Source organism: Acidipila rosea, from assembly GCF_004339725.1.
GTDB classification, from domain to species: domain Bacteria; phylum Acidobacteriota; class Terriglobia; order Terriglobales; family Acidobacteriaceae; genus Acidipila; species Acidipila rosea.
Genome location: NZ_SMGK01000002.1, coordinates 37,671 through 63,173 on the forward strand (window position 1 = coordinate 37,671; position 25,503 = coordinate 63,173).

Annotated in this window: 17 protein-coding genes; 4 read left to right on the forward strand and 13 right to left on the reverse strand. The window is 59.9% G+C overall.

What is annotated here, in order from left to right; genetic code table 11:
• Positions 1 to 134 precede the first annotated feature (134 nt).
• The 4 genes from C7378_RS05290 to C7378_RS05305 form a co-directional block, all read right to left on the reverse strand.
• Positions 135 to 2,519 carry a beta-L-arabinofuranosidase domain-containing protein gene (locus tag C7378_RS05290; protein ID WP_165876676.1) on the reverse strand — a complete coding sequence of 795 codons (2,385 nt, stop codon included), beginning with the start codon at positions 2,517 to 2,519 and terminating at the stop codon, positions 135 to 137.
• A 252-nt stretch (positions 2,520 to 2,771) separates the two neighbouring features.
• Positions 2,772 to 4,229 carry an Ig-like domain-containing protein gene (locus tag C7378_RS05295; protein WP_131993007.1) on the reverse strand — a complete coding sequence of 486 codons (1,458 nt, stop codon included), beginning with the start codon at positions 4,227 to 4,229 and terminating at the stop codon, positions 2,772 to 2,774.
• A 355-nt stretch (positions 4,230 to 4,584) separates the two neighbouring features.
• Positions 4,585 to 6,114, reverse strand: a complete 1,530-nt coding sequence (locus C7378_RS05300) for an ABC transporter permease (RefSeq protein WP_131993010.1) — start codon at positions 6,112 to 6,114, stop codon at positions 4,585 to 4,587.
• The gene (locus tag C7378_RS05305; RefSeq protein ID WP_131993013.1) at positions 6,111 to 6,428 is read right to left on the reverse strand and encodes a PadR family transcriptional regulator; all 318 of its coding nucleotides are present in this window, start codon (positions 6,426 to 6,428) and stop codon (positions 6,111 to 6,113) included. Before C7378_RS05305 ends, C7378_RS05300 begins: the two co-directional genes overlap by 4 nt.
• An 86-nt stretch (positions 6,429 to 6,514) precedes the next feature.
• Between C7378_RS05305 and C7378_RS05310 the strand changes: the two genes are divergently transcribed.
• Both C7378_RS05310 and C7378_RS05315 read left to right on the forward strand, forming a co-directional pair.
• The gene (locus C7378_RS05310; protein WP_131995454.1) at positions 6,515 to 7,288 is read left to right on the forward strand and encodes an ABC transporter ATP-binding protein; all 774 of its coding nucleotides are present in this window, start codon (positions 6,515 to 6,517) and stop codon (positions 7,286 to 7,288) included.
• Positions 7,281 to 9,068 (forward strand): hypothetical protein, encoded by a 1,788-nt coding sequence (locus C7378_RS05315; RefSeq protein ID WP_131993016.1) that lies wholly within the window; start codon positions 7,281 to 7,283, stop codon positions 9,066 to 9,068. The genes C7378_RS05310 and C7378_RS05315 overlap by 8 nt, the downstream gene beginning before the upstream one ends.
• A 77-nt stretch (positions 9,069 to 9,145) precedes the next feature.
• Here C7378_RS05315 and C7378_RS05320 read toward each other — a convergent pair whose 3' ends face one another.
• Positions 9,146 to 9,841, reverse strand: a complete 696-nt coding sequence (locus C7378_RS05320; RefSeq protein ID WP_131993019.1) for a lipid-binding SYLF domain-containing protein — start codon at positions 9,839 to 9,841, stop codon at positions 9,146 to 9,148.
• 253 nt (positions 9,842 to 10,094) lie between these two features.
• Here C7378_RS05320 and C7378_RS05325 point away from each other — a divergent pair, with 253 nt between their 5' ends.
• The gene (locus tag C7378_RS05325) at positions 10,095 to 11,390 is read left to right on the forward strand and encodes an FG-GAP-like repeat-containing protein (protein ID WP_207901355.1); all 1,296 of its coding nucleotides are present in this window, start codon (positions 10,095 to 10,097) and stop codon (positions 11,388 to 11,390) included.
• Positions 11,391 to 11,417: 27 nt separating this feature from the next.
• Complete coding sequence (locus C7378_RS05330; protein WP_131993022.1) at positions 11,418 to 12,770, forward strand: Gfo/Idh/MocA family oxidoreductase; 1,353 nt, start codon at positions 11,418 to 11,420, stop codon at positions 12,768 to 12,770.
• Between the two features lie 57 nt (positions 12,771 to 12,827).
• Here the strand turns inward: C7378_RS05330 and C7378_RS05335 are convergent, their stop codons facing one another.
• From C7378_RS05335 to metG, 8 genes are all read right to left on the reverse strand, one after another.
• Positions 12,828 to 16,475 (reverse strand): glycosyl hydrolase 2 galactose-binding domain-containing protein, encoded by a 3,648-nt coding sequence (locus C7378_RS05335; protein ID WP_165876677.1) that lies wholly within the window; start codon positions 16,473 to 16,475, stop codon positions 12,828 to 12,830.
• 83 nt (positions 16,476 to 16,558) lie between these two features.
• Complete coding sequence (locus tag C7378_RS05340; protein ID WP_131993029.1) at positions 16,559 to 19,117, reverse strand: AMP-binding protein; 2,559 nt, start codon at positions 19,115 to 19,117, stop codon at positions 16,559 to 16,561.
• Positions 19,118 to 19,198: 81 nt separating this feature from the next.
• A complete protein-coding gene (locus C7378_RS05345) occupies positions 19,199 to 20,116 on the reverse strand; it encodes a hypothetical protein (RefSeq protein WP_131993031.1) in 918 nt (305 codons plus the stop codon).
• 18 nt (positions 20,117 to 20,134) lie between these two features.
• Positions 20,135 to 20,905 carry an SDR family NAD(P)-dependent oxidoreductase gene (locus C7378_RS05350; RefSeq protein WP_131993034.1) on the reverse strand — a complete coding sequence of 257 codons (771 nt, stop codon included), beginning with the start codon at positions 20,903 to 20,905 and terminating at the stop codon, positions 20,135 to 20,137.
• 76 nt (positions 20,906 to 20,981) lie between these two features.
• Complete coding sequence (locus C7378_RS05355; RefSeq protein WP_131993037.1) at positions 20,982 to 21,971, reverse strand: polyprenyl synthetase family protein; 990 nt, start codon at positions 21,969 to 21,971, stop codon at positions 20,982 to 20,984.
• Positions 21,972 to 21,988: 17 nt separating this feature from the next.
• Positions 21,989 to 22,489 carry a YajQ family cyclic di-GMP-binding protein gene (locus tag C7378_RS05360; protein WP_131993040.1) on the reverse strand — a complete coding sequence of 167 codons (501 nt, stop codon included), beginning with the start codon at positions 22,487 to 22,489 and terminating at the stop codon, positions 21,989 to 21,991.
• A gap of 47 nt (positions 22,490 to 22,536) precedes the next feature.
• Positions 22,537 to 23,364 (reverse strand): TatD family hydrolase, encoded by an 828-nt coding sequence (locus tag C7378_RS05365; protein ID WP_341539124.1) that lies wholly within the window; start codon positions 23,362 to 23,364, stop codon positions 22,537 to 22,539.
• 12 nt (positions 23,365 to 23,376) lie between these two features.
• Positions 23,377 to 25,413, reverse strand: coding sequence for a methionine--tRNA ligase (metG, locus tag C7378_RS05370; protein WP_131993043.1), 2,037 nt, complete (start codon positions 25,411 to 25,413; stop codon positions 23,377 to 23,379).
• Between the last annotated feature and the right edge of the window lie 90 nt (positions 25,414 to 25,503).

Here is a 25,503-nt window from a genome sequence, read left to right on the forward strand (position 1 = left end):
CTTTAGAATGTGCATTCGGCTATTGCCGACGCACCTTCACACGGTGGAAGTCGTAGGTTCAAATCCTGCTGCGCCCACCATCCCTTCCAACAATCCGCCAGTTCCTCAATTGCCCTGCAACGGCGTTAGTGCGGCTAAGAGCGCTCCTGACGAACGATCGGGAAGCAGCTGAATTCCTCATGGGAAACCTGCCAGTAAGGCATCAGTATCACGTTGTCGTTGCCGCGCAAACTGTAGTGGAGCGGCTTCCCATCTATGGGTTGCAATGCATTTTCCAGCTCCTCGGAACTCCCGAATCCGGATAGCCTAATCTTCGGCGAACCCACCGCCGCATACAGCATCGGGCCATACTCTACCGCGTACCGTGTAGTACCTGGTATCTGGTCGGCTCCTGTGTACTTCGTAAAGCGGAAGCGCGCGGGAAGGGTGAACTCGATCGCGTCGCCATCCGTCCAGGTGCGATCGAGCGCCAGATAGCTGCCTGGCTTGCCGGTGCCTGCACTCCTGCCATTGACTGAGACCTCCATCGCGCGTGAGGCCCACGACGGCACTCGCACGCGAATAATCGAACGAGTCGGAGAGCTCATCTCAAGCGTGCATCGCACCGCCGTTTGCAGGGGAAACTTCGTCTTCTGAGTTAGCTTGAGAGTAGTTGCGCCTTGCTTCCAGCTAATCGTCGATGGCTCATACAAATTGAGATAGACGCCATCATCTGCAACTGAATAGATATGCTCCGGAAGTGAACCCAGAAGGCGAGTACCTTGTCCTTCGCAGCAGGTATTTTGGCGCGTGGCCTGCTCCTTGGTGCCTTCCAGATGGGTGTGGTATCTCAGCCCGTAGCTTCCATCCTGATTTGCGATCGCTACGTTATAAATGCTCTTTTCAATCTCCGTAACGTACCGCTCCTCTTCAGGATTGAGGAGATGGAAGCGCTGGCTGAGGAATACCCAGAAGCTGCTGCCGCATAGTTCACCAAGCTCTTCGTGCAGATAGTTGCTGCCTGGAGGATCCCGGCGGAATTCAATAATGGAGATGCTGCCGCCGGGCTGCTCCCAGCTCTGGTGATACATCTCCCACGCCCCCAGCACCGCGTCATGATAGCGGCGATCTCCGGTAGCCAGGTACATATCGAGATAGGCTTCAAGATTCGTCAGCAGATAACAATGCGGCCGGTCGTAAGGGTATTGCCAGATTTGCTTGTCTTCTTTTGCGGCGGTGCCAGCCAGGAAGGCCGGCTCCTCGAAATAGCGCTGGATCACCTGCACATCCGCATGTTTTCCCACCGGGCTTAGGCTGACGCGGGTGTTTGCTATCATGCCCTGGCCGCCTTGCACCGCTCCGCGAAGTAGCTCTGGCAGATATTGCTCTTGCTTGTTGAACCAGTCGTAGTAGCCGCGGAGCAGCGGGAACGCCTTTTCGTTGCCGGCATATCCCGCCTCTAACAAGCCGTGCGTGAGCCATGCCCGCGTGTAGGCGCCACGTTCCGAGTAGAAAATCGTATCCGCCGGATACGCCATCATGTATCCATTCGGTTCTTTGCACGCATCGATTCCATCGACGACAACTTCGATCCTCCGCTCCAGTTCTGGATTCTTAATCCAGCGGACAGTATTCCCAGCTCCCATCAGAAAGCGACCCGCATTCGAGCCGGCAAGATCCTCTTCCCAGAAGATCGCTGAACCCGTCGCCTTATAGTTCTTGATCTTGCCGGTTCGCTCATAGAACTGCCTCAACAAATCGTCGGCCGTATAAGAGTTCAGCAAGTACTGGATGTTGTTCTCCATTGCGGCACGAAATACGCCGTCACCAATGGTGACGCCTGTTACAGGCGCCTGCGCACGATACTTCACAGGCGTCCATGAGGATGGATCTGTGACATTCTCCGGATTGTCCCATCGTATTTGCTCCCCGTCCTGACGGGCCGGGCGGGTTAGCTGTCCTAAGTCGCCGGCGCTGCTATACATCGGATCGCCACTGCTCTTGCAGCCGACAGCAACGTCCTTTTCGCCAGACACTACGGCGACCTTTGCAAGCGTCAAAGTAAAGTTGAGACCGTCTATGGGAATACGGCCCGTAGGAGTTGAATCCTTCGGTTCTACCTTTACGGGCCGGAGCCTTGTCGCGGTTATTCGAACGTACCGCGCGCGCATACGGCGGCCGTCATAGCGAGTTATGTTGTCCTGTGGGTCAGGAAAGTCAGCCTTCGTAAAATCTGCGATCATCCTCGGGTTGGCAAACTCCGGATCGTCCGATCCCTCGATCTTGAAACGGAGCGGAAAGCCCTCTCCGCCATAGTACTGATCACGTCCCGGATACATCCTTTGACTGGCCGGGTAGAGTTCGACAGCATCGATTGCGAAGCGACTTCCGAGGTCAATCTGCACCCAGGTTGCGAGCGATGGATCAGTAACGGTTTTTGATCGATAGGGGCGATAGTCAGTAGCCGGCGTGGCCGCCATTCGTTGGCCCGTAAGATAAGGCGCCAGCTCCGGGTTCTTTACCGCAGCCAATAACTGCATGGGGTCTGCTGCCCGTATCAGAACTAAACCTGCGCCCGAATAAACAGATGACCTCAGGAAGGTGCGTCGCGAAACAGCCATGGTACATTCTCCAATGTCCTGAACTTGCCTCATGCCTATGAACGGCTAGTGCAATGATTGCTCCACCCCAGCCTACTCTTGAGGTTGATATGGGTTTGAACGGGCTTGGGCCACTGGGCACTTCGCCCTATCTCGGACCCTTGTCATAGCCCACTTAGCAAGCAGGAGTCCTTACGGGGTATGGGTAAGGTTCACTTCGCTGACATAAGCATCTACTAGATCGTATTGACCACTCTTATTAACCACCCCGTCTAGTTGAATGAGAGCGCTAAACTTTCCATTGTCATTTACATCCCCTCCGTTCCTGCTGTTAGGACTGAAGTTGATTTGAGTAGTATTCCCGTCGAATGTCAGACTCTTGTAGGTCACAGTACCGTCACTCTTGCGAAGAAACGACCAAACAACATGATGCCAGCCGCTGAAGGAAGGATTACTTGATCCCTGCCACGGTTGAGCGAACTGATTTCGATTGCAGGGCACCACAGGAGGAATTTGCCCATTTTGCATCTGGCCATTCAGGAATATCCATCCGCCTGTCTCGGAATCAAACACTCCCCAGTAGCCTGTTCCAGAACGCATATTGAATGCGCATTCCGTGTAGAACTTCGTCCAGATTCCATCGATGCTGTACTGCGCATCCATCTCGAACGCCTGATGTGCACTTGGATTCGGAAGGTAGACATACTCATCCAGTGTCCAGTTCGAGGCTAATGATGGTGCAGTAGTCGGGCTTTGGCCTCGGAACAGAACGTTTGAAGGATCGCTTTCTTGTATTTCCAACAGATGGAGCGACCGGCCATTCAGTGTCAGATTTCCTTGATCGGGAATTATGCCATTTTCGGCGATGTGCTCAATGTTGGTGCTCCGCGGGTCCACTCCCCCTTCGCCTTGTACCCCCGGGCCGCACGGGTTAGCGACCCACGCACTCTCCTCTCGGGGATCGCAGTCGCCCTGGGTATTGTCGATACCAAGTTGGTCCAGATTGCACTGCACAGACCCGGAGGTAGTACAGTTTTCCGCGATTTCGTAGCCGACGCTACTCTTGCTCAAAACCGATCCGTAGTTTGTCACCGCCTCCACCGTCAGAACGTGTGGTCCGTTAGGCAGGACATAGACGTCATTGACACTCCCGCCGGGCACATTGCCCAACTTATAGCCGTTATCCCATATCTCAAGATGGCTGGAATTGCTCACATTCGCAGAAGCAGTAATTCTCACAGCGCTGATACTCGTTGAGCCGGACGTAGGGCTGGTGATGTTCACAGAGTCGGAAGTGCCCGCGCCAGACGAATCTGCTATCTGATAGCTGACACTGCTCCTATCCAGAACGTATCCGTTAGGCGACACAGCAAGGATGGTCGTCGTATGCTTCCCCAGAGACAGAGCATACGTGGCATTCACAGCATTAGAGAAGACGTTCCCCAGCTTTTTGCCGTTATCCCACACCTCTAGATGAAATGGACCGCCTTCATTCGCAGAGGCAGCAATGGAGACTTCGCCGATATTGGTTGAGTTTGCTGCCGGGTTGATTATGTTAACGTTTCCGCCAAAAGCCGCAGGAAGCAACAAGGCGAGGGGAGCCATAACCGCGAGTTTTAACCGTAAACGTGGACCTGTTACAGAACTCATAGAACACCTACCTCCTCGAATAGAAGCGCAGTCGCTTCTGTTGATACGGGTCAAGGCAGCAGTGTTACAAGAACCGAATAGCATGTACTTACATAAGCACTACACCGTTCACCGGAAAAAGGAACGGGTGTATGACTTTCACCAGACGCGCAAGTTCTGACACCACAACAGAAGGGACCTTCCACGCCAGTCCTGCTATCGAAATCACAACCTATAGTATCTCCCAACCGCGATGAGAAGGTTTGAGGCGCCACGTGCATAGTTTCCCTTCGACTGCATTAGCCCATCGCGAAGTCGGCGTCGGGGTTCTGGCCAATTGTGCCTGATCCGGCGTCGCCGACCATCAGCCTCAGTCTCATGAAGTCCCAGCCGGCGCCAGGTACGTATCGGAGAAAAGGCTGCTCCATGAGGAGTCCAGATAGAACCACCGCTGCGTGCTGCACCAGCTCGTGGGAATCTCCGGAATATGCAGCATCCCATGCCCCACGCCGCAAATGAGCTCCGTGCCGTTCCACGCAAGAAAATTCCGCGAAGCGTGCCCGACCCGCGCTGGATTTGTAAGCAGCCGCAGGCACACCGGGCAGCGTCTGCGCTGATCTTTGAGCGCCCATCGCAGCCCGAAGAGTAAGCCTGCAAAGGATGCGGCCATTTGGATATATTGCGCCGTCGTTGAATCGAGTGGCAGCCGTCCGTAGGCGAGGTCAAGCGAGCTGAAATAGACCACCGGCAGAATTAGTGAAATCTTTGCCGCCAGGAAGAGCCATCGGCGGATTGTCAGCAGCAAAGAGAGTTGGCTGCCTCGCACTGAATACTCCCCCAACGGAAGCGGCGTCGTTGCCGGCAGAGCTAAACAGGCAAGGAACAGCGTGAAGAGGAACAGAAAAAAAGGATGCTCCATATGCTGCGCCAGGGAGACGCAGTCGTAGCGATCTGCTTCTCCATTCTCCCGCGAGACGGTCATGGAGCGCTGCCCCGTTCCACCGGCAGGAAACCCCGACGCCTTGATCTGCGCCAGCACAAACCCTCTTGCGCTTGCAGGCAACGCATCCAGAGTCTTCTGGTCCTCCAGGATCCATGCGTCGATCCCATCGGGCAGCTGCCATGCGCCCTCCGGAGCAACCCCCGCTATCTGCGCTTGCTGCCCGGCGAGCACAAGAGTGCGTCCAGCCACCTGCGGGTTGCTGTTGAAATATCTCCGCCACGCCTGCCTGCTCAGGATCACCCGGGCCATGTGTGGTCGCATCGTCGCAGCATGCGGCTCCGCCGAGAGGGGCAACCGTAGCACATCGAAGAGGTTGCTCGTGGCCCGGGCAAGCGACAGCTCCGCTGTTCGATGCCGCGCGATACGCACCTGCCTGTGTATCGGCTGGTAGAACGCAATCCCGGTAAACAGATGCCGCGCGCTCGTTCTCCACGACTCGTAGTCTTCCAGTCGGATCGTTGGCGTGCGTCCTGCGTCATATCCTTCGCTGGAGATCATCACCACGCCATCGGCTGCGTGCCGTGGCAAGGGCAGCATCGCCTTATGAGCGCCCGGCAGCCAGCAGCAGAGCAGCATGCTCGCGAGCGCCAGAGTTATCAACGTTGCGCCGCAACGCCATGGCGAGCCGATCTGGAAACGGCGACGCATCGTCGAGCGCCCTTCGTTCCGCCTCATCCAGATTGCATCATGAAACGCGCCCAGGCAGAACGCCGTCACCTCTGCATCGCCGTGCTCTCGCGTCGCTGTCGCCGATTCGTCCCTCACGCAGTTCCACACGTGCCAGAGCTCCGCTCTCCACTCCGCCAGCCACTCCGCTCGTCGTGCCCTCGGCACCAGCACTGCCGCTGTCCACAGAATTGCATGCGATACGGGAAGAGAGTGAACCAGCCGGCGAATCGTCATACCCGTTTGACCTCTGCAGAAGGAATCAATTTTTCGAGGAGTGGATAACGCTTGTGAACCGCTTCGAGTGCGCCATGGCCGGCGCGCGTAAGTTTGTAGTATTTCCGCAAAGGCCGCTGCTCGGCATCCGCGATCGCCTGCTGTTCCCACTTCGACACGATCAGGCCATCGCGTTCCAGTCGCCGCATCGCCGGATACACCGTTCCGCTGGGCAGTCCCGTCATTTCCATCACGCTGAAACCGTAGACCTGCCCGGCGTTGATCGCCTGCAGAATCATCGCCGCGGTATGAGAAAGCTTGGGCTCGATCGCCATGACGGGCATTCTACCTATGTAGCATGCTATTTGACCAGCCGATAAATAGCATGCTACATAGGGTACGTACCAATGGAGCGCTGCCCATGCTTGAGCTGCAGAATCTGTCCAGAAGCTATCGAGGCATTCCCGCCATTAAAAACGTAAGTTTCCGCGTCGACGCCGGTGAAATCGTCGGCTACCTCGGTGCGAATGGTTCGGGAAAATCCACCACCGTAAAGATCATCACCGGCCTCTTGCATCCGAACGACGGCCAGGTGCTCTTCGAAGGGAAAAGCATCCGTGAGGACCTGGTCAGTTTTCGCGCCGCACTCGGCTACGTCCCGGAAGAAGCTTACATCTATACCTATCTTTCGGGGCTTGAATATCTGCAGTTGACCGGCCGGCTGCGTGGCATGCCTGAGTCCCTCATCCGCAAAAAGGCGACCAGGCTTCTTGAGCTTCTGGGTCTTGAGTCATGGCGCCATTCGCCCATCTTCCTTTACTCCAAAGGCATGAAGCAGCGCGTGCTGATCGCCGCCGCTCTCATGCACGACCCCAGGCTCCTCGTCTTCGATGAACCGCTCTCCGGTCTCGATGTCGTATCCTCGCGTCTCTTCAAAGATCTCTTGCAAGAGCTCGCCGAACAGGGCAAGGCAATCCTCTACATCTCCCACGTTCTGGAGGTGGTCGAGCAGGTCTGCAATCGAGTGGTCGTCCTCTCCCGGGGTAACGTTCTTGCCGATGCGCCCCCTTCCGAGTTGACCAGATTAATGAAGCTCACGACGCTTGAGGGAGCCTTCGCGCAGCTTGTCCAGCAGCAGGACACCAGAGTCGTCGCGCACCAACTCGTCGAGATCATGAAGGTGGACCATGCTTAGCCATCTCCACACGCGCCACGCTCCGCAGGAGGCCGTGCTCTCGCTTGAGGTGCAAGCCAGAATGGCGGCCACAGATCCCGAGCAGGCTGATTCGTTCCGGCTCCTGGTCCGCCATTTCCTTGAACGCTTCTTCAATAATGAAATGGCCTCAGCGGACGGAGAAGGGAAGAAGCGTCTCATCCAGGTTGCCTTGGCAGTCGGTCTTCCCGGCTTCATCCTGGCTATGTATCTTTATCCGCCCTACCATGACATTCGCGCGCCGCGGCCCTACTGGGCGCAGGTTGGCGATCACTATTTCTTCGTCATGTACTCGCTGGTTGCTCTCGCCATCGTCACCATATTCGAGTGGGATTTCTTCTTCCCGGATCGACTTGATGTATTCGTGCTCTCCACTCTCCCCATCAAGGCGCGCCAGCTATTCCTCGCGAGAATTACGGCCATCGCCATCTTCATTGTTGGCTTTTTGTTTGACTCGAACTTCCTTGCGCCCCTCGTCCTGCCTGCCTCCACTGATCCGCCGCATCTCGTCCGCTTCCTTACCGCTCATCTTCTCTCTGTCACCCTCAGCGGCATCTTTGCCGCGGCGCTGGTTCTGGCCATTCAAGGAGTACTGCTCGCCACTCTCGGCGAGCGTCTCTTCCGCAAGGTCTCGCTCCCATTGCAGGCTCTTTCGATCACCGCCCTTTTCACTCTTCTCCTGCTCAGTCCGGTTCTTGCTGGAACGCTTCGCGAGTGGCTCAGCTTAAAGAGCGCAGCTGTGCTCTACCTTCCGCCCTTCTGGTTTCTGGGGCTATATCAATATCTCCTCGAAGGCTCCTCAGCGCTGCCTGTCTTCGCACGTCTCGCGCAGATAGCCTGCACCGCGACCGCACTGGCAGTCGCGGTGGCTGTCGTCTCCTATCCCTTCGCCTACTTGCGCCGAACCAGGCAGCTCGTTGAAGGTTCCGGCAAGGGTATGGCGCGCCGAGGACTCAGTGCGCCCTTGCATCAGGCTTTCCACGCCGCCCTCTTCTTCCGGCCTCTTAGCCGGGCCATGAGCGACTACATCGGTCAAACCTCATTGCGTGTGCCGCGCTACCGTATCTATCTGGTCATGTACGGCGGTCTGGGAGTTGCCATCATCGCCGCCTCTGTCGTGCGTTTTCACTTCGCGCAAGCTGAGCTGCGCTTCGGCTTCTCTGCTGATGGCTTAAGGGCAGCAGTTCCCATCGTCGCCTTCTGGACGATCGCCGGTCTGCGTGCATCCTTCCTGGCTCCGGCGGACCAGAAAGGGAAGTGGATCTTCCGCGTGATTCAGGGCAAGCCGCACCTTGATCAGTTCCTCGCCGTCAAGCACTGGACACAGCTCTGGGCAACGATCCTCAGCCTCGCCACCGTCGCTCTGGTCCACATGATTGCACCGCTCGAAGCCGGTGGCTGGAGAGCAGCTGCCGTACAGGCTCTGGTAGCCATCGCGCTCTGCATGCTCCTTGCCGACGCATTTTTTCTGCGAGTCAAAATCATCCCGTTCACCGGCATGCCCGTTGCATCGCCAACCAACATGGCATTCATCCTGATCCAGTACCTCGGTCTTTTTCCGCCTCTCATCCTCATCACGCTTGGGTTGGAACCCCTGCTTGAGACCAGCCTCAGCCATCTATTGGTCGCGGTCTTGGCGGTTGCGCTGGCACACGCCGGGCTGGTGATGATCCACAGGAGGATTGTGGCCGAATACACCCAACAGAAGGAACTCGATGACGATGAGGAGGAGTTTCCCCAGTCGCTGGGACTGCGCTATTAGCGGGCGCCAACGCAGGACGGACCGCGCACCCTGATGCGGTCCGCGGTCCAGTCCTTGCTAACTTGCGTCGGCCGTCTTCACTGTCCCGACTTATTGGTCGGAGATTTCTTGTTCAAGGTGGAGAGCAGCAACCTGGCCGAGGCTGGAGGCTTAATCTTGCTGTTGATCACGATGTCTTTCGCAGTGACCCCTTTTCCGTAGAGCCTCGCATTGCCATCGTTATCCGGGCGCAGCGACGAGCCCTGGAGCGAGATGCCCGCGAACAACCCCCTCGAACGCGAATACGACAGGATCTCCGCCCGCAGCGTAATGTCCGTTGCGGCTGAGGCCGTCCGCCCTTTAGGTCCGGCAGCAGCGGAGACGTCGCCGCCAAGTTTGACTTTGCTGCTGAGGATCGAATCCGCCCCGCGCTGGTTCATCACCAGCAAAACAAAGTCTGTCGCCTGGCCTCCCAGTTGCAACCCGAAGCTACCGCCCTCCAGTGCCATCATTGACGGCGCGCTCCAGGGTCCGCTGAAATTTTTGCCGCTCCGGCAGGTCATCACGCCACGGCCATAACTTCCTCCAAAGCCGAAGGCGAACTTCACCACGGAGGGCAGAACAATCACGCACTCCGCTTTTCGCAGCACATCCGACGGAATGTCGTCCGGAACATTGAGAATCTCGACCATCACTTTGCCGGAATTTTCGATTCGGTTGTTTTCATCCTTCTGGGCAAACGTGGGTAAGCAAAGCAGGCTAATGATCACCATCAACGGCAAGGACCTTTTCATGGATACTCTCCTTTACACAGTCAGATTCCTCCCCTTGCCCTGGGAGGGTCGGTGACGTTCGTCACAGCACGGCGCGACGGCTGCTCCGGCCACCGTGCCCCGGGAGCGGAAGATCGTGTTGATGCTGTGATATTGTTTGGAGCACTGCTGACTGCGTGTCTTTCAGGGCGCTCTACGCAGACGGCGGGTGATGACCGTGTCACGTTGTACGCGCGCGTGCACGGCACAAATAAGGATTTGAGGTTCTGCGTTCGTGAAGAAGCAATACGCTGCTCTTTCTTTTCTCTTCCTGGCTTCGCTACTTACCATCCAACCCGCAGGTGCACAGAGCCAGCGCAGGACTGAACCGGGCAACGGTCCCTACGGCGTTCCGCAAGCCACGTTTCTCGCTCATCATCTCGGCACCGATCACGCTGAGGGCATCACCACACTCGACATGAACGGGGACGGCCGGCCCGATCTTCTCAGCGGCGCCTACTGGTATGAAAATCCCGGCCCCGACGGCGGCGAGTGGAAGCGCCATCAATACCGCACGGTCGGGATTCTCAACGAGTTTGTCTCCGACAGCGGGGAGTGGACCGTCGACGTCAACCACGACGGCGCTCCTGACGTGATCACCACCGGGTGGATGGTCAATGGCCTCTGGTGCTACGAAAACCCTAAGCAGCCCGGCGTCATGTGGAAGCGCCATCTCATCGCGGACAGCTACGACACCGAGGGCGGCACCATGGCGGATATCAATGGTGACGGCAAGCCTGACATTATCCTCGCGCACTACAACCATTCCGGCCTTCTCTGGGTAGACTTCTCCGGCCCGCAGCCCAAGGTCCACCATGTGGGAGACAAGACGCAGGACGGTCACGGCGTGGGCGTTGCCGATGTTGACGGCGACGGCAAAGCAGACATCCTCACGCCTTACGGCTGGTTCCGGAATATCGACGCCGACCATGACAAATGGGAGTGGCATGGAGACTGGCAGCTGGGCGACGCTGGTTTCCCCATCATCGGCTATGACGTCAACAACGACGGCAAGCTCGATATCATCTATGGCCAGGGCCACAGCTACGGTCTCTACTGGCTTGAGCAGCAAGGCACAGGCGCGCAGCGCCATTGGAAGAAGCACGTCATTGACGAGTCCTACTCCCAGATTCACGCTTTGAAGCTGGTTGATATTGATGGAGACGGCCAGCCGGAGCTCGTCACGGGCAAGCGTTATCGCGGCCACTCGGGCCACGATCCCGGCTCCTACGATCCGCTCGTCATCTACTACTACAAGATTGATCGCAAGACTGGCGCCTTCACCCGCTATCCCATCGCCGTCAACAGCTCGGCAGGTGCGGGCACCCAGTTCATTGCGCAGGATCTTGACGGTGACGGCGACATCGATCTGGCCACCGCCGGCAAGACGGGCGTTTCCTTCTTTGAAAATCTGAAAGTAAATCGCGTGCCGAAGGCGACCCGCGAGCAGCAGATACTCCTGAACAAGGATTGGCCCTTCCCAGGGGAAGGCGCCACCGTAACCCAGGAGGACGGCCCAGCGCCGAAATAGCACTCACCTTTTTTTGAGAGCAGGGGAATGAATACATTGAATCGCAGAAGCTTCCTCCGAGGAGCAGGTGTCACCGCCGCAGGCTCGCTCATGGGGGCGAACCTTCACATGTTCGCCGCCACGCTACCCGACCAGGACCGCCCCATGGCGAAGAACGATCATCTCCAGATCGCTCTCATCGGTGCAGGCGGTCAGGGCCAGTCAGACACCAAGGTAGCCTTGCAGGTGCCGGGCATCAAGCTCGTCGCCGTTGCAGACTGCTATCAGGGCCGCCTCGATCACAGCAAGGAGTTATGGGGTCAGGACGTCTTTACCACCCGCGACTACAACGAGATTCTCGCGCGTAAGGATATCGACGCCGTCATCATCGCTACTCCTGACCATTGGCACAAGCAAGCCGCCATCGACGCCATGCGTGCAGGCAAGGACGTCTATTGCGAGAAGCCGATGATCCATCTCTACTCCGACGGCCCGGAGATCATCGAGACCGCGCGCACCACCAATCGCATCATCCAGATCGGCAGCCAGCGCGTCAGCTCCGCCGTCTACGCCAAGGCCAAGGAGCTGCTGGCAGCGGGCTCCATCGGTCAGCTCAACACCGTCACCGCCCGCTGGGATCGCAACTCGGCCATCGGCGCATGGGACTACACCGTCCCCCTCGATGCAGACACGCAGACCTGCGACTGGCCCCGCTTCCTCGGTACCGCGCCGAAGATTCCCTTCAATGCCGAACACTTCTTCCAGTGGCGCAAGTGGAAGGCCTACGGCAGCGGCGTTGCAGGCGACCTCTTCGTCCACCTCTTCAGCGGGACCCACTTCGTCACCAACACGCTGGGACCCACCAGGGCCATGGCCACCGGCGGACTGCGTTTCTGGAAAGATGGCCGCGATGTGCCGGATGTAATGCTCGCGCTCTTCGATTACCCTGAGGGCTTCAATCTGAGCCTCCGCGTCAACTTCGTCGACGGAGGCGAAGAGAGCGAAGGGCTTATCTTCACCGGCTCCGAGGGCACCATGGAGATCGCCGGCAACTCGGTCAGCGTCAGCCGCGTCCCGCGTCAGAAGGCTCCGGGCTATACCATCAGCACATTCACTGATGCGATGCAGCAGCGCTTTCTGGAGCAGTACAGGCAGAAGTATCCAGTTGTCCATCCCGAGGGCGATCCGCCGCTCGGCTATGACAAGTACGTTGCCGCTCCCGGTTACAGCGACAGCTACGACCACTTCAAGAACTTCTTCGACTCGGTGAGAACCCGCAAGCCAGTAGTAGAGGATGCGGTCTTCGGCTTCCGCGCCGCAGGCGCCGCCTTGCTGAGCAACCTCAGCTATGAGCGGGACAACATCGTTCACTGGGATCCCGTGAAGATGAAGATTGTCTAGCCGCGATCAGAGCAGAAGGGGGGCAGATTGTGACATCACAATCTGCCCCCTTCTCTTTTACGTGGCAATTACGTTGTAGCCCTCCACCACGATGCGCGGACTCTCTCCCCGCGCGTCCGCCAGGTTCAGTTCCGTCTTTACCGTGACGCGCTCTCCGGGCATCAGCGCCAGGTAGTTATCGCTGTAGATGACCGGAAGGATGCGGTCGCCGCTCGTCTCGCGCACCGCTTTCAGTCGCGTCATCAGCGCAGGAGCAGAGGACGGATTCTCAACCACCGTCGTCAGCAGCCACCGTCCGTTCTGCTGTTCCTTGGTGGTCGTCGCCCTGAGCCTGACCTTCGGCAGCAGGCGTATCGCGCGATAATCTCCCTCCACCACTCCTCGCATGTAGAAGTTTGTAGAGATCGCATCGCCGCCACGCGTCAGCGTGAGCCGCAAAAAGTGCACCGGCGTCAACCCCGCCGGGTACTCCATGCGGATGCACTCCGCCGTGCTGTCCTCCGCGCTGTTGAGCGACGCCGTCTTCGACCACATCGACTTGCCATCCATGTTCAGAACTTCGGCCTTCGCCGTCAGTCCCTGCATGTTGCCGCCGCTGTAGTTCACGACTTCAATATTCTCCGTCGTCCGGTTCCACTGGACATGCAGCGGCTCGGAGCCTTTCCTGCAGCCAAAGTAAGCCGAGGTGGGTTCGAAGTAGTAGTCGTAGGTCTGCCACACAAACGAAGGCCAGCACGGATGGCTCATCCACAGCAGCAGGCCCATGCGATATTTGCTTTGCGCCTCAAACATCGCTCGATAGCCGTCGTAGTTCACAAACTGCGCAAGAGAAATCCACTCCTGCGCATTGTCCGCGCCTCCGTACGACTCTTCGAGAATGGTTTGAAACGAAGCGCCGCCCTGTGCCCCTTGCAGGCAGAAGTCATGCAGCCCCCAGTCGAGCGCCTGCGGCCAGATCGCCTTCTCCGGCATCATCAGCTTCACGCTTTCCATGGGAGGAATAATCGGCATCCCGATTTCGCTGTGCAGCTTCGAGTCCGCGTTATGGAAATAGGAGGTTGCAGGCAACGCAAGATACGGCCCATGCCCGCTCACCACCTTGTCCGCTGAGCTGGGAATGTAGTGGATCGAGGGGTGGTACTCCGCCAGCAGCTGGCGAAGCCCCTCTTCAATCGGCGCCGGCGGAAAGCCTTCATTCCGCCCACAATAAAGTCCAACCGAAGCATGGTTGCGGATGCGCAGCACGAAGTCCTTCGCATTGTTCAGGAAGAGAGCATTGTCCTCGGGAATCGGCCCATCCGACGGATTCGCGAGCCAGAAATCCTGCCACACCATCACGCCGTGACGGTCGCAGGCCTCATAGAGCGCCTCATCGCCGATCTGGCCCACCCAGTTGCGAATCATCGTGAAGTTCATCTCACGGTGATAGCGCACCGCTGCGTCATACTCTCGCGCGCGGTACCTGAGCATCGACTCGCCAAAGCCCCAGTTGCCGCCCTTCGCCATAAAGCGTCTGCCATTCACCCAGAGCTTCAGCTTTCCGCCTTCTTCGCTCCACGTCATCTGGCGAACGCCTGCCTTGAAGGCCTTCCGGTCCAGCACCTTGTGGTCCTTCGCCTCAAAGGTCAGTTCCACGTCGTAGAGATGCGGCTCACCATATCCGGCCGGCCACCACAGCTCCGGCTTCGTCATGCGCAGTTGAGGGTGAGTCGCCGAACTCAGCTTGACGCTCGTACGCCCGGACGCCGGAACCGTTACCTTCTGCTCGAACTTGATCTCGCCAAACGTTCCCCGCAGCATGCCGGTGACCGGCTTTGCATGGTGGTTCGCCAGGTCCACTTCGATCGCGATCTCTGCGCTTGAGGTGTCAGGCAGCGGCAGGGTAGTCGTTACGCCAGAATTTTCGAGCGTCACACCGCCGGTCACAGCCAGGTAGACGTCGCCCCAGATGCCCGTGTTCCTGCCGCGAATTGTCGGAATCCAGTCCCACCCGATCGACGCGTGATAGGTCGGATTGTCCGCGCCCAGCCCGCCGCCATTCTTCCCGCAGACTTCATAGGTCTTCTGCTTCGCGCTGCCCGGCGTCGCGTTCTTTTCCACCCGCACCGCCAGCGCATTCGGCTTGTCTGTCAGCAGCTTGCCTGTCACATCGAACCTGCCGCGCATGAAGCCGCCCTCGATGCGCCCGATCTTTTCCCCGTTCAGGAACACATCGGCCTTCCAGTTCACGCCGTCGAAATTCAGCCATGCCACCTGGTCATGCGTGAGCTTCGGCGCGTCAAACTCCGTGCGATACCAGAAGTCGGAGTAGAAGTAGGAGTCCGACACATAGAGCTGGTTCTGCCCAAAATTCGGATCGGCAACAGCGCCCGCATTCAGATACGAGGTAAGCACCGTACCCGGCACCGTCGCCACTACCCACTCCGCATCTTTGAATCCGCTCTTTGACAGCGCCTCCCCCGCACCACCTGCAAGGTTCTCCCGCTGCACCTTCCATCCGCCTCCAGCCAGGTCCAACCGCCCATCTTCGCGCGCCGCTGGCCGCGCCTTAGGCCGTGCCACTGGGCCGCCGCGGCCATAGACCTCCAGCTCGCTCAGGATGTATCCATACTGCGTCGCCGGTTGCGTCATCAGCACCCGCACATAGCGCGCGCGCGCCGGCTGCGTCAGCTTCACGTCATCCACCAGCGAGCTTCCTCCCGGCAGCGCCTGCAGGTCGCGCCAGTTGCTCGCATCGTCGGATATCTGGATCGAGCCCGCCGCTGCTCGTGCGATCCAGTGCAGGGCCACCCGGTCAAACTCGCACCGTGCGCCCAGGTCCACGTAGACCCACTCTTCGCCCAGCCCCGCACTCATCCACGCACTGGTAAAGCTGTAGGGGCCACCGATCTCCACTCGCTCCGCACCGTGGTAGAACTCAACCTGCCCGATCCTCCACTGAATCCGCGATGCGTGTTCAGCCGAGCTGCTGCACTCCACCTGATAAAAGCGGCTTCGCACCGCCTGCCGCAGGGGAATCGACGGATAGACAATTTGAGACTTGATCGCAAGGCCCGGCGGATAGTTCACCGGCGAGATCGGCTGCGGCCCCGTTATCGTCCCCGCCTCACTCCAGATGCGCCCGTCGTCTGACGTCGAAACCGTAAACGTCACCGTCTCCGTAGGCACATCGTCATTGAGCACCACGAACAATGCCACGCGATCGACCTCAGGAAGAGTCTCGCCTCCGCCCAGCTGTATCTGCACGGAAGGGTGCAGCCCCTGCATGTCGTAGGTGTTCGTCACGAAGTGATCGAGAAACACCTCGCGCTCCGTCTTGCTCAGCGTCCCGCGGCTGCTCACCGACGTTGCAACCCACTGCGGCAGGTGCGTGTCCTTCATCCCGTCCGTCACTAGTTGCGCTGTCAGGTTGTAGTCGTAGCTGCTGGAGTGGTAAGCAGGCCGAAGCAGCGCAAGGTTGCGATACGTCGTCGTATCTAGGACCAGCTCAGGGCTGAAATTTTCCCCCGGCGCACCCGGGTAGATTCCTATCCCGCGCGTAAATCCCGCTGCTTCCATCGCAGCGTTGCTCGCGCTCTGGCCGCTGCTGTGCAGCCCTGCCTGCGTCGGTGTTTTCGCTGCTGCCATCATCGGTAGCGAGGGCAGGGCAGCCCCCGCACTCGCAATCATCGTGCTCTTAAGAAAATCTCGTCTGGACGTCGACATTTCACCTCTCGAATAGCCGCCTACCATTCTCCTTCAAAAATAGGGATCGTTACCATCCGAGAGTAAAAAAATCGTTGTTCATCTCATCCGTCTTCCCGTCTGCGCAGCAGATTCCGCATCTCAGCCTCCAATTCAGCTGTCACCAAGTCAGCGGATCCCTTCGGCCTCAGCGGGCAACCGGTTCGCACCTCAACCCGGCCGGAGTGAAACCATCTCCGGCGCTCCTGCTTCAACTCGCCCAGGCCGGCCAGCGCAACCGGCAGCACCGCCGCTTCTGACTGTTTCACCAGCAGGCCAATCCCACCGCGAAAGCTCTGCAGCTCTCCACTCTGCGAGCGCCGCCCCTCAGGAAATACCAGCACGTGGAAGCCTCGATCCAGCGCCTCGCCCGCATGATCAAAGCTTCGTTGAAAACCCGCGCTGCCCGGCAGCGGAAACACGTTAAAGAGCGCCGTCACCAGCCAGTAAGCCGCAGGCGCAAGCAGGTCCAGCAGCCAAGACTCGCCACTGTGCCCATGTCTCCAGTCGTCCAGCATCTCGCCCGACATCGCCACCGCCATCCGCCGCCGCATTCTGAACGGAAGTCCGTATAGGACCAGCGGCACATCGACCGCCGTAAGATGGTTAGCGATGACCAGCATCGCCCCTCCGCCCGGCGGCAGCTTCTCAGCAGCCCATACCCGCGGCCCCGCCAGTAGCCATACCAGCGGCCGCACCACGACTTCCTGAAACGCAACCCGCAGCCAGCCAATCGGCCCGCGCCACGGCCACTTCGGATAGACAAATTGCCGCTGCGCCACAGCCTTCCGCTCCTGCGGTGCAACTAATTCCGCCGTCTGCTCGCGCGCTGCAGTTTGCAGGCCGGCCCACTGCCGCAGCTCCCCCAGCGTCCGCAGCTGTTGAAACGCCTGCTCATCGCCCGTCGTCCCCACGCGTTCCTCCAGCGCCGCCGCCAGCTGCACGCGCGCCAGGCTGTCCATATGCAGATCCTCTTCAAGGCGGCTCGCATCGTTAGCGGCTGCCGTGCGCTCGCCGGTCAAGGCGGCAATCGTGGCCAGCAGCCAGTCGCCGCTCACCGCGGCTCCTTCGCTCTTGCCCAGCCCGCTCAGCCACGCGGCAATCTTCCTCTTTTGCACCTTGCCCGTAGACGTTCTCGGCAGGTCGGGCTCCGTCCACAGCTCATACCTTCTGATCCGCTGATACTCGGCGAGCTTCGCATTCGCCTTCTCAACCGCCCTGGCCGCCTCTTCGCGCGTGCCTGCAAAGGCGATCACCGCCATCGGCTCCCGCCCGCTCGGCGTGTCCACCCCCAGTACCGCCGAGGCCCGAACCCCTGCCTGCGCATCGAGCGCCGCCTCCAGATCCTGCGGAAAGATATTCACGCCGGCAGCCGTCACAATCGCGTCGCCCTTTCGCCCCAGGAATCGCAGTTCGCCCGATGCCGTCTTCTCCGCCAGGTCGCCGGTCGCGAGCCACGGATCCTCACGCTCCACCACTCGGCCGTTCTGCCACGTCTTCGTCGAAACCATCTCGCCGCGCACCAGCACTTCGCCATCCGGGCCGATTCGCACCTCACGCCCCGGTAGCGGTCTTCCAATCGAGCCCTGCGCGATACGAAATGGATGATTGAGCGTGATCAGCGCCGTCGTCTCCGTCATCCCGTATCCTTGGATCAGTACGAAGCCCAGCGCATTCCAGAAGCGTTCCAGCTCCGGCGGCAGCGCCGCTCCCCCACACACAAACGCCCAGAACTTCCAGCCAAAGCGGCGATGAATGCTGCGAAAGCGCCACCACTTCTTCCACGCCGCGATGCCTCTCCATGCCTCAATCTTTCCCGCCAGCGCCGCATCTTCCGTTTCCAGGTGGGTTCGCATCAGCGCGAGCACGCGCGGCACCGCGGCCAGCACCGAGATGCGCTCCCGCCGCAGCAGGGCGATCACGTGCGGAGCCGCCAGCCGCGTGTCGAAATGCACCTCCGCGCCCAGCACCGCCGGCACCCAGAGCCCCATGAATTGCCCAAAGACATGGCTCAGCGGCAACGTGTGCAGAAAGCGCAGCGGATGCACCCAGCGCTCATAGCGCCGATACTTCTCAATCTCGCGCTCGATCGGCGTCAGGCTCGCCAGCACATTCCGGTGCGTGTGAACAATGCCTTTCGGCTCTCCCGTCGTGCCTGAAGTGAAAAGGATCTGCAGCGGACTTTCGCCGCTCAGTGCAGGATTCGCCGGCCCCTCGCCGGCGGGCAGCGCGGACTCCAGTTCTTCCAGGACCAGAATCGGAATATCGACCGTGAGCCTCCCCACCAGCTCACTATCCCCCACAATCAGCGAAGGCCGCACATCCTCGATCACCCGCCGCGCAAACTCTACCGACCCTGCAGCATCGAGCGGCGCCACCACCGCGCCTCGCAGCACACACCCAAAGAACACGCCGATCCACTCCGCGCTGTTCTGCCCCCACAGCAGCACTGGCTGCTCGCTGCCCAGCGAGTGAGCCTCCAGGTAGCCCGCGAAGCGCCCAGCCAGCCGGGCCAGGGAGGAGTAAGAGGTTGCATGGCGACGATTGCCTGTATGGCGCCCCACTGCCGTCGCCGGACCCCAGCGTCTGAAGTCGTCAACCAGCGTTGCGAGGGTAGCCCTCATGCTCAGATGGATGCCTGCCGCGCCCAATGCGCACGTCCGCGTTGGGATTTATCGCGCCACGGTCAGGAAGAGCGACGGCAGTTAGAACAGGGACTGAATCTTCGGAGCAATCGCCGCATGCAGCCGCTCCTCATCCTGCAGGGCATCCTGCGCCCCAACGCCTTCAAAGAGGTGCCACTCCTCCGTCAGCGTCAGGGAGTCGCCCGGATCGACCACCCGGTGCGGCCCCAGCAGCTCCACTTCCATGTAGCTGCCTTCGACGTACACCTCGTTGTTCACGCCGTAGTCAGGATAAGCAGCCCGTTCCTCATGCGCGAACCTCTTCACAAACAAGCTGTCGTCCACCAGGTGCGCGCACCACTCCTGCTTGTTCCGCAGCCCAAACTTCTGCGAATTGGCCCGCGTCGGATCAGCGCGAAGCATCACGTAGCGCAGCCCCAGCGTAAATCGCGGGTCCTGCAGATCGGTAAACGCGCACATCGCGAGCGGCTGCGTCACCGTCACGTATTCATCGTGACTCCTGAATGGAACGCGCGGCACAATAGCCGTCCCGCACTCCACCACGGTGATCGCCCACGCAGCAATGTCCACCGGCCACAGGGCATGGCTCGTCACCTTCTGGTCTAGCTTCACCTTGCTGCCGCTCGCTTCGAGCGTAATGCGAATCTCTTTCTCCATGGCAGCGCTGTCGGTCGGCTGCCGAAGCGTCACGCTCAGCTCGCTCTCCACCACGTGATCGATCGCCTCATTGTCCGGCGCATAGGTTGCAGGAAAAAGCTCCGGCCACACCCACAGCCGATGTCCGCCATAGGGCTTCCACGTTCCCAGCGCCGTCTCAACCGAACTGGCAGGGAAGTGAGCCAGCAGGTTTTTGCCGCCCGTAGGCCCGTAGTAGAGAATGCGCGGCCCGACCGCCGTCGTTGCAATCACATCCACGCTGCCGTTCGAGATCCTGATGCAGCCCGGCAGTCCCATGTACTCGATCGTTTCGATACTCACTTGGCCTCGTCTCTGCTGTTAGATTGCGGTCCAACCGCCATCGATAATCATCGTGTGCCCGGTAATCAGGGAAGCCGCCGGCGACGCCAGAAACACCACCGCGCCCGCCACCTCTGGCGGCTCGCCAATCCGGTGCAGCGCGGCAATCTTCTCCACCACCTCGGCGTTGAACTCCGGCTGCGACAACACCGGCTCCGTTCCCGGCGTGTGTATAAAAGTAGGCGCCACCGCATTCACATTGATGTTGTACTTGCCCCACTCAATCGCGAGGCACTTTGTCAGGTGAGCGATGCCCGCCTTTGTCATGCAGTAGACAGACTCCGTCGGCAGCGCAACGAATCCCGCCTGCGAGCTCATGTTGATGATCCGCCCGCTCTTCTGCTTCATCATCACCCGGCCCGCGGCCTGGCAGGCGAAGAAGGTGCCCTTCAGGTTGATCGCCAGCGTCCGGTCAAAGTCCTCTTCGCGAACATCGAGCGCCAGGTTCGTCGGCGCAATCCCCGTGTTGTTCACCAGGATGTCCAGCCTGCCGAAGCGCCGAACCACCTCATCCACGCCGCTGCGAATCTGCTCGAGGTCGCGCATATCCATCTGCACCGGCAGAGCGCGCTGTCCTCGCGCCTCCACCTCGGCAGCGACGCCGCTGTCGTTCGCGATATCCCTCAGCCCCAGCGCGACCGTTGCGCCGGCCTCGGCTAGCGCCAGCGCAATCGCTCTGCCCAGTCCACGCGCAGCCCCGGTCACCAGCGCAATCTGTCCGTCCAGCCTGAACGATGGTAGAGATTCCATGCTCTCCTCTTCCCACGCCGGTAGCTGCGGCGCGCAGCCTTGCGTTGTTTTAGATGTAAGTTTTTGAGTGGCCGCGCTACTTCTCGCGCGCCAGCACGAAGTCCGGAACCCACAGCAGGGCACGCTTGAACTCCGACTCCGGCAGCACGCTCAGTGCGCCGCGAGCCGTCTCCGCATACCGCATGGCAACTCCCATCGCGTGGTCCACTGATCCATTCCGCGTCAGGATGGAAACGATCTCCGCATGCGTGACCCGGCTGAAATTCTGGTCCGTCAGAACCATCTCGATCGCTTTGCGATCGGCGTCCGTGCCGTTCTCGAGCGAGTGGATCACCGCCAGTGTCGCCTTGCCTTCGCGCAGGTCGCTCGCCACCGGCTTGCCCAGCACCTCTTCGGTCGCCGTCAGGTCGAGCACGTCATCGACGATCTGGAAGGCCATGCCCAGCGAGTGTCCATACTCGCCCATCTGCTCTTCCACCTCTTCGGTCGCCCCGGCCAGCTCCGACCCCAGCCGCATCGACACCTCAAACAGGCACGCCGTCTTGCGGTAGATCAGGTCGTTATACTCTTCTTCGATAATCGAGTGGCCGAGCTTCTCCATCTGCAGCAGCTCGCCCTCGACCATCTGCTGCGTCAGGCCAATCAGCAGGTCCAGCACCTTGAAGTTCCGCTCGTCCAGCGCCACGCGAAACGCCTGCATGTAGAGCCAGTCGCCCGCCAGCACGCACTTTGCGTTCCCCCACGTCGTGTTTGCCGAGGGCCGCCCGCGCCGGGTGTCCGCCGCATCGATGATGTCGTCATGCACCAGCGTCGCCGTGTGGATCATCTCCACCACTGACCCCAGCCGGATCATGCCATGGCCGCTGTACCCCTGCGCCTTCGCTGACAGCAGCAGCAGGGAAGGGCGAATTCGCTTGCCGCCGCCCTCGCGCAAATAATCGGATATGTCTGTGATTGCGGCGACAGACGAGACAGCGTCATTGCTGAATTCACGCTCGATTGCGCTTAAATCGTCACGCAGCAGGTCGAAGACTTCTTTCGCCGTTGCTATCGCCAGTGTGCTCACTCTTGCTCCGGACCTGCCTAGTTCGTGCGGTAATTCGTAAACTGCATATCGATGCCGAAATCGTGACCCTTCAGCAGCGCAATGGCCTCTTGTAGAGTATCGCGATCTTTGCCGCTGATGCGCACCGTATCGCCCTGGATCGAAGCCTGCACCTTTTTCTTCGACTCCTTCATCAGCTTTACGATCTCTTTGGCCTTCTCCGTCGGAATCCCCTGCGTCAGCGTCACCTTCTGCCTCACGCTCGATCCTGTTGCCGGTTCGATCTTGCCAAACGTGAGCGACTTTAGTGAGATGCCCCTCTTCACCAGCTTCTGCTGCAGAATCTCCGTCACCGCCTGCAACTTGTATTCGTCTGCTGAAGCCAGCTGGATCGTGTCCTCGCCCTCCAGCTTGATCTCCGACTTCGAGTCCTTCAGGTCAAACCGCGCTCTTACCTCTTTGATCGCCTGCTCAATCGCATTCCGCGCTTCCTGAATATCTACCTTGCTGACAATATCGAAGGAATTATCTGCTGCCATTGCTGCCTTCTTTCCTCTACCTAGATTATCCGCCTCAGCGGTTCGACTCACTCCCCCGCAGGGACAGCGATACCGAAAAAGCGATGAAAGTTTTGCGTGGTGCGCAAAGCGGCCTCTTCCGGAGAGATGTTTTTCACCTCGCCCAGCTTCGCCGCGGTCAGGCTCACCCACGCCGGTTCATTTCTCTGCCCTCGATTCGGCGTCGGCGCCAGGAAAGGAGCATCCGTTTCGACCAGCACTCCATCGAGCGGCGCCATCGCCGCCACGTCCCGTATCGGCTGCGCCTTCGGATACGTCATGTTCCCGGCAAACGAGATCAGAAATCCGCAATCGAGCGCCCGCCGTGCATGCTCCCACTCTCCTGTGAAGCAGTGCAGAATCCCGCCCAGCCCCTTCGGCTTCCACTCTTCCTCGATCAGCGCCAGCGTCTCGTCCCACGCGTTCGTGCTGCGGTCCGAGGGTCTGCAGTGGATAATGATCGGCTTCTTCCTCGCCGCCGCAATCTCCATTTGCGTCCGGAAGACGCTCTGCTGCTGTTCGCGAGGCGAGTGGTCGTAGTAGTAGTCCAGCCCGATCTCTCCGCAGGCGATCACCTCCGGCTGCTGGAGCAGGGTATCGAGCTTCGCAAACGCCGCATCGTCCGCCAGTTGCGCCTCATGCGGATGAATCCCCGCGCTCGCGTAGATCACCGGCACATCCGTGCGGCCACGATACGCGAGCGCCAGTTCCGACGCCTGCTGCATCGTCTCCGGCCCATCGCCGATCCCAATCGACAGGATTGTGCGCACCCCCGCATGGAAGGCCCGCGCCAGCATTGCCTCGCGGTCGTCGTCGTACTTTGAGCTGTCCAGATGCGCGTGTGAATCGACCAGCAATCTCAGCTCCTGTTATTTCAGCCGTGCGCCAATTTCCACGTCTTCGAGGAATCCGGCCAGTACCGGCTTGCCCGCTTCTCCCAGCGAAGCCGCCACGATCATCCCATTCGACTCGAAGCCCCGCAGCTTGCGCGGCGCCAGATTCGCGACGATCACCACCTTACGCCCGATCAGCGACTCCGGCGTATAGGCTTCGGCAATTCCTGCCAGGATCTGCCGCTGCTCATAGCCCAGGTCCACTTCCAGCCGCAACAGCTTGTCCGCCTTCGGCACCCGCTCCGCAACCTTGATCTGGGCCACCCGCAGCTCCACCTTGGCGAAGTCGTCGATGGTGATCTTCTCGCTGGCCGCCGGGGCCACGGGAGCAGCAGGCGCAATTGCCGATGATCCGACCTCGGTGCCCTTCGGCTCTACGTGCGCCTGTCCGGCCGCTGCTTCTGCGCCGAGAGTCTCCGCCGGTGCGGGCACGGCAGCTGCTGCGTTCTTCTGTTCGATTTCCTGCATACGGGTAATCGCGTCCTTTTCTGCGCGGGGAAAGAGTGGTGAAAGCTCGCCGAGTTTCGTGCCGGGCTTCAGTCCGCCCCACGCCAGGTTCTTCAAATCTGCTTGTTGGATGTCGCCCAGACCCAGCTGCGACCAGACCTTCGTCGCCGCCTCGGGGATAATCGGATAAACCAGCGCGGTGATAATGCGAATCGACTCGGCAGCCGTATAGAGAATCGCGGCAAGGTTCCCGCGGCTCGCCTCGTCGCTCGCCGCCGCAACCTTCCACGGCGCCTTCGCGGTAATGTAGCCGTCGACCGCACCCACAAAGGACCACGCCGCCTCAAGTGCGCGGGAGAAGTCGAGCGCATCAAACCGCTCGCCATAGCTGGCCGCAGCGCTCATCGCCGATGCACCCAGCTCGGCGTCGCCCGCCCCCTGCGGCACAACCCCATCGAAATACTTCCAGATCATCGCCAGCGTCCGGCTCACCAGGTTCCCATAGCCGTTCGCCAGGTCTGAGTTGTACCGCTGCACCAGCGCGTCGAATGAGAAGCTGCCGTCCTGCCCGAAGACAATCTCCCGCAGCAGGAAATACCGCAGCGCATCCGCTCCCAGCACATCGAGAATCGTCTCCGAACGCACGATATTTCCGCGCGACTTCGACATCTTGCTCTCTTCAAAGAGTAGCCATCCGTGCGCCACAATCGACTTCGGCAGCGGCAGCCCCGCCGCCATCAGGAAGGCAGGCCAGTAAACGCAGTGGAAGCGGCTGATCTCCTTGCCGATAATGTGCAGGTCCGCCGGCCAGAACTTCTCGAACCGCGCCTTATCCGCCGGGTCGTCGCTCCCGTAGCCGAGCGCTGTTATGTAGTTGGCCAGCGCATCCATCCACACATAAATAACGTGTTTTTCATCGTCCGGAACGGGAATGCCCCAGTTGAAGCTCGTCCGGCTCACTGACAGGTCCTTCAACCCGCCGCGCACAAACGCCAGCACTTCGTTGCGCCGCGCCTCCGGGCGAATAAACTCCGGGTTCGTCTCGTAGAGCTCCAGCAGCTTCCGCTCAAAGGCCGACAGCTTGAAGAAGTAGTTTTCCTCGCTCACCGTCTCGGTCGTGCGGCCGCAGTCCGGGCAGGGCGCTCCCGGCGGCGCATCTACATACAGCTCGTCGAAGACGCAGTACTGGCCCGTATACGTGCCTTTGTAGATGTAGCCCTTCTCCCGCAGCAGCGCAAAAAGCCTCTGCACGCCCCTCTTGTGCCGGGGCTCGGTCGTGCGAACGTAGTCGTCGTAGGTCAGCCCCATCCGGTCCCACAGCGCGCGAAACTGCGCCGAGACCCCGTCTGCAAACTCCTGCGGGCTGCAGTTCGCCTTCTGCGCCGACCGCTCGATCTTCTGGCCGTGCTCGTCCGTGCCGGTCAGGAACCAGGTGTCGATTCCCAGCGCACGTTTGCGGCGCGCAATCGCGTCCGTCACGACCGTCGTGTAGGTGTGGCCGATATGCGGCCGGGCGTTAACGTAGTAGATCGGTGTTGTGAGATAAAACTTGCTTTTGTCAGGCATGAAAAAGGGCGGAACACTGCAAATCAAACGCTACCTTCATCTTAGGGTTCTGCGCCAGAGAGGTCAAACCAGCGCCGTTCCCGCCGCCTG

Coding starts and splice junctions, on each gene's coding strand:
- C7378_RS05290 (WP_165876676.1), bottom strand. CDS start 2,519: ATGCAGTTATTGGCTGCGGTAAAGAACCCGGAGCTGGCGCCTTATCTT.
- C7378_RS05295 (WP_131993007.1), bottom strand. CDS start 4,229: ATGAGTTCTGTAACAGGTCCACGTTTACGGTTAAAACTCGCGGTTATG.
- C7378_RS05300 (WP_131993010.1), bottom strand. CDS start 6,114: ATGACGATTCGCCGGCTGGTTCACTCTCTTCCCGTATCGCATGCAATT.
- C7378_RS05305 (WP_131993013.1), bottom strand. CDS start 6,428: ATGGCGATCGAGCCCAAGCTTTCTCATACCGCGGCGATGATTCTGCAG.
- C7378_RS05310 (WP_131995454.1), top strand. CDS start 6,515: ATGCTTGAGCTGCAGAATCTGTCCAGAAGCTATCGAGGCATTCCCGCC.
- C7378_RS05315 (WP_131993016.1), top strand. CDS start 7,281: ATGCTTAGCCATCTCCACACGCGCCACGCTCCGCAGGAGGCCGTGCTC.
- C7378_RS05320 (WP_131993019.1), bottom strand. CDS start 9,841: ATGAAAAGGTCCTTGCCGTTGATGGTGATCATTAGCCTGCTTTGCTTA.
- C7378_RS05330 (WP_131993022.1), top strand. CDS start 11,418: ATGAATACATTGAATCGCAGAAGCTTCCTCCGAGGAGCAGGTGTCACC.
- C7378_RS05335 (WP_165876677.1), bottom strand. CDS start 16,475: ATGTCGACGTCCAGACGAGATTTTCTTAAGAGCACGATGATTGCGAGT.
- C7378_RS05340 (WP_131993029.1), bottom strand. CDS start 19,117: ATGAGGGCTACCCTCGCAACGCTGGTTGACGACTTCAGACGCTGGGGT.
- C7378_RS05350 (WP_131993034.1), bottom strand. CDS start 20,905: ATGGAATCTCTACCATCGTTCAGGCTGGACGGACAGATTGCGCTGGTG.
- C7378_RS05360 (WP_131993040.1), bottom strand. CDS start 22,489: ATGGCAGCAGATAATTCCTTCGATATTGTCAGCAAGGTAGATATTCAG.
- metG (WP_131993043.1), bottom strand. CDS start 25,413: ATGCCTGACAAAAGCAAGTTTTATCTCACAACACCGATCTACTACGTT.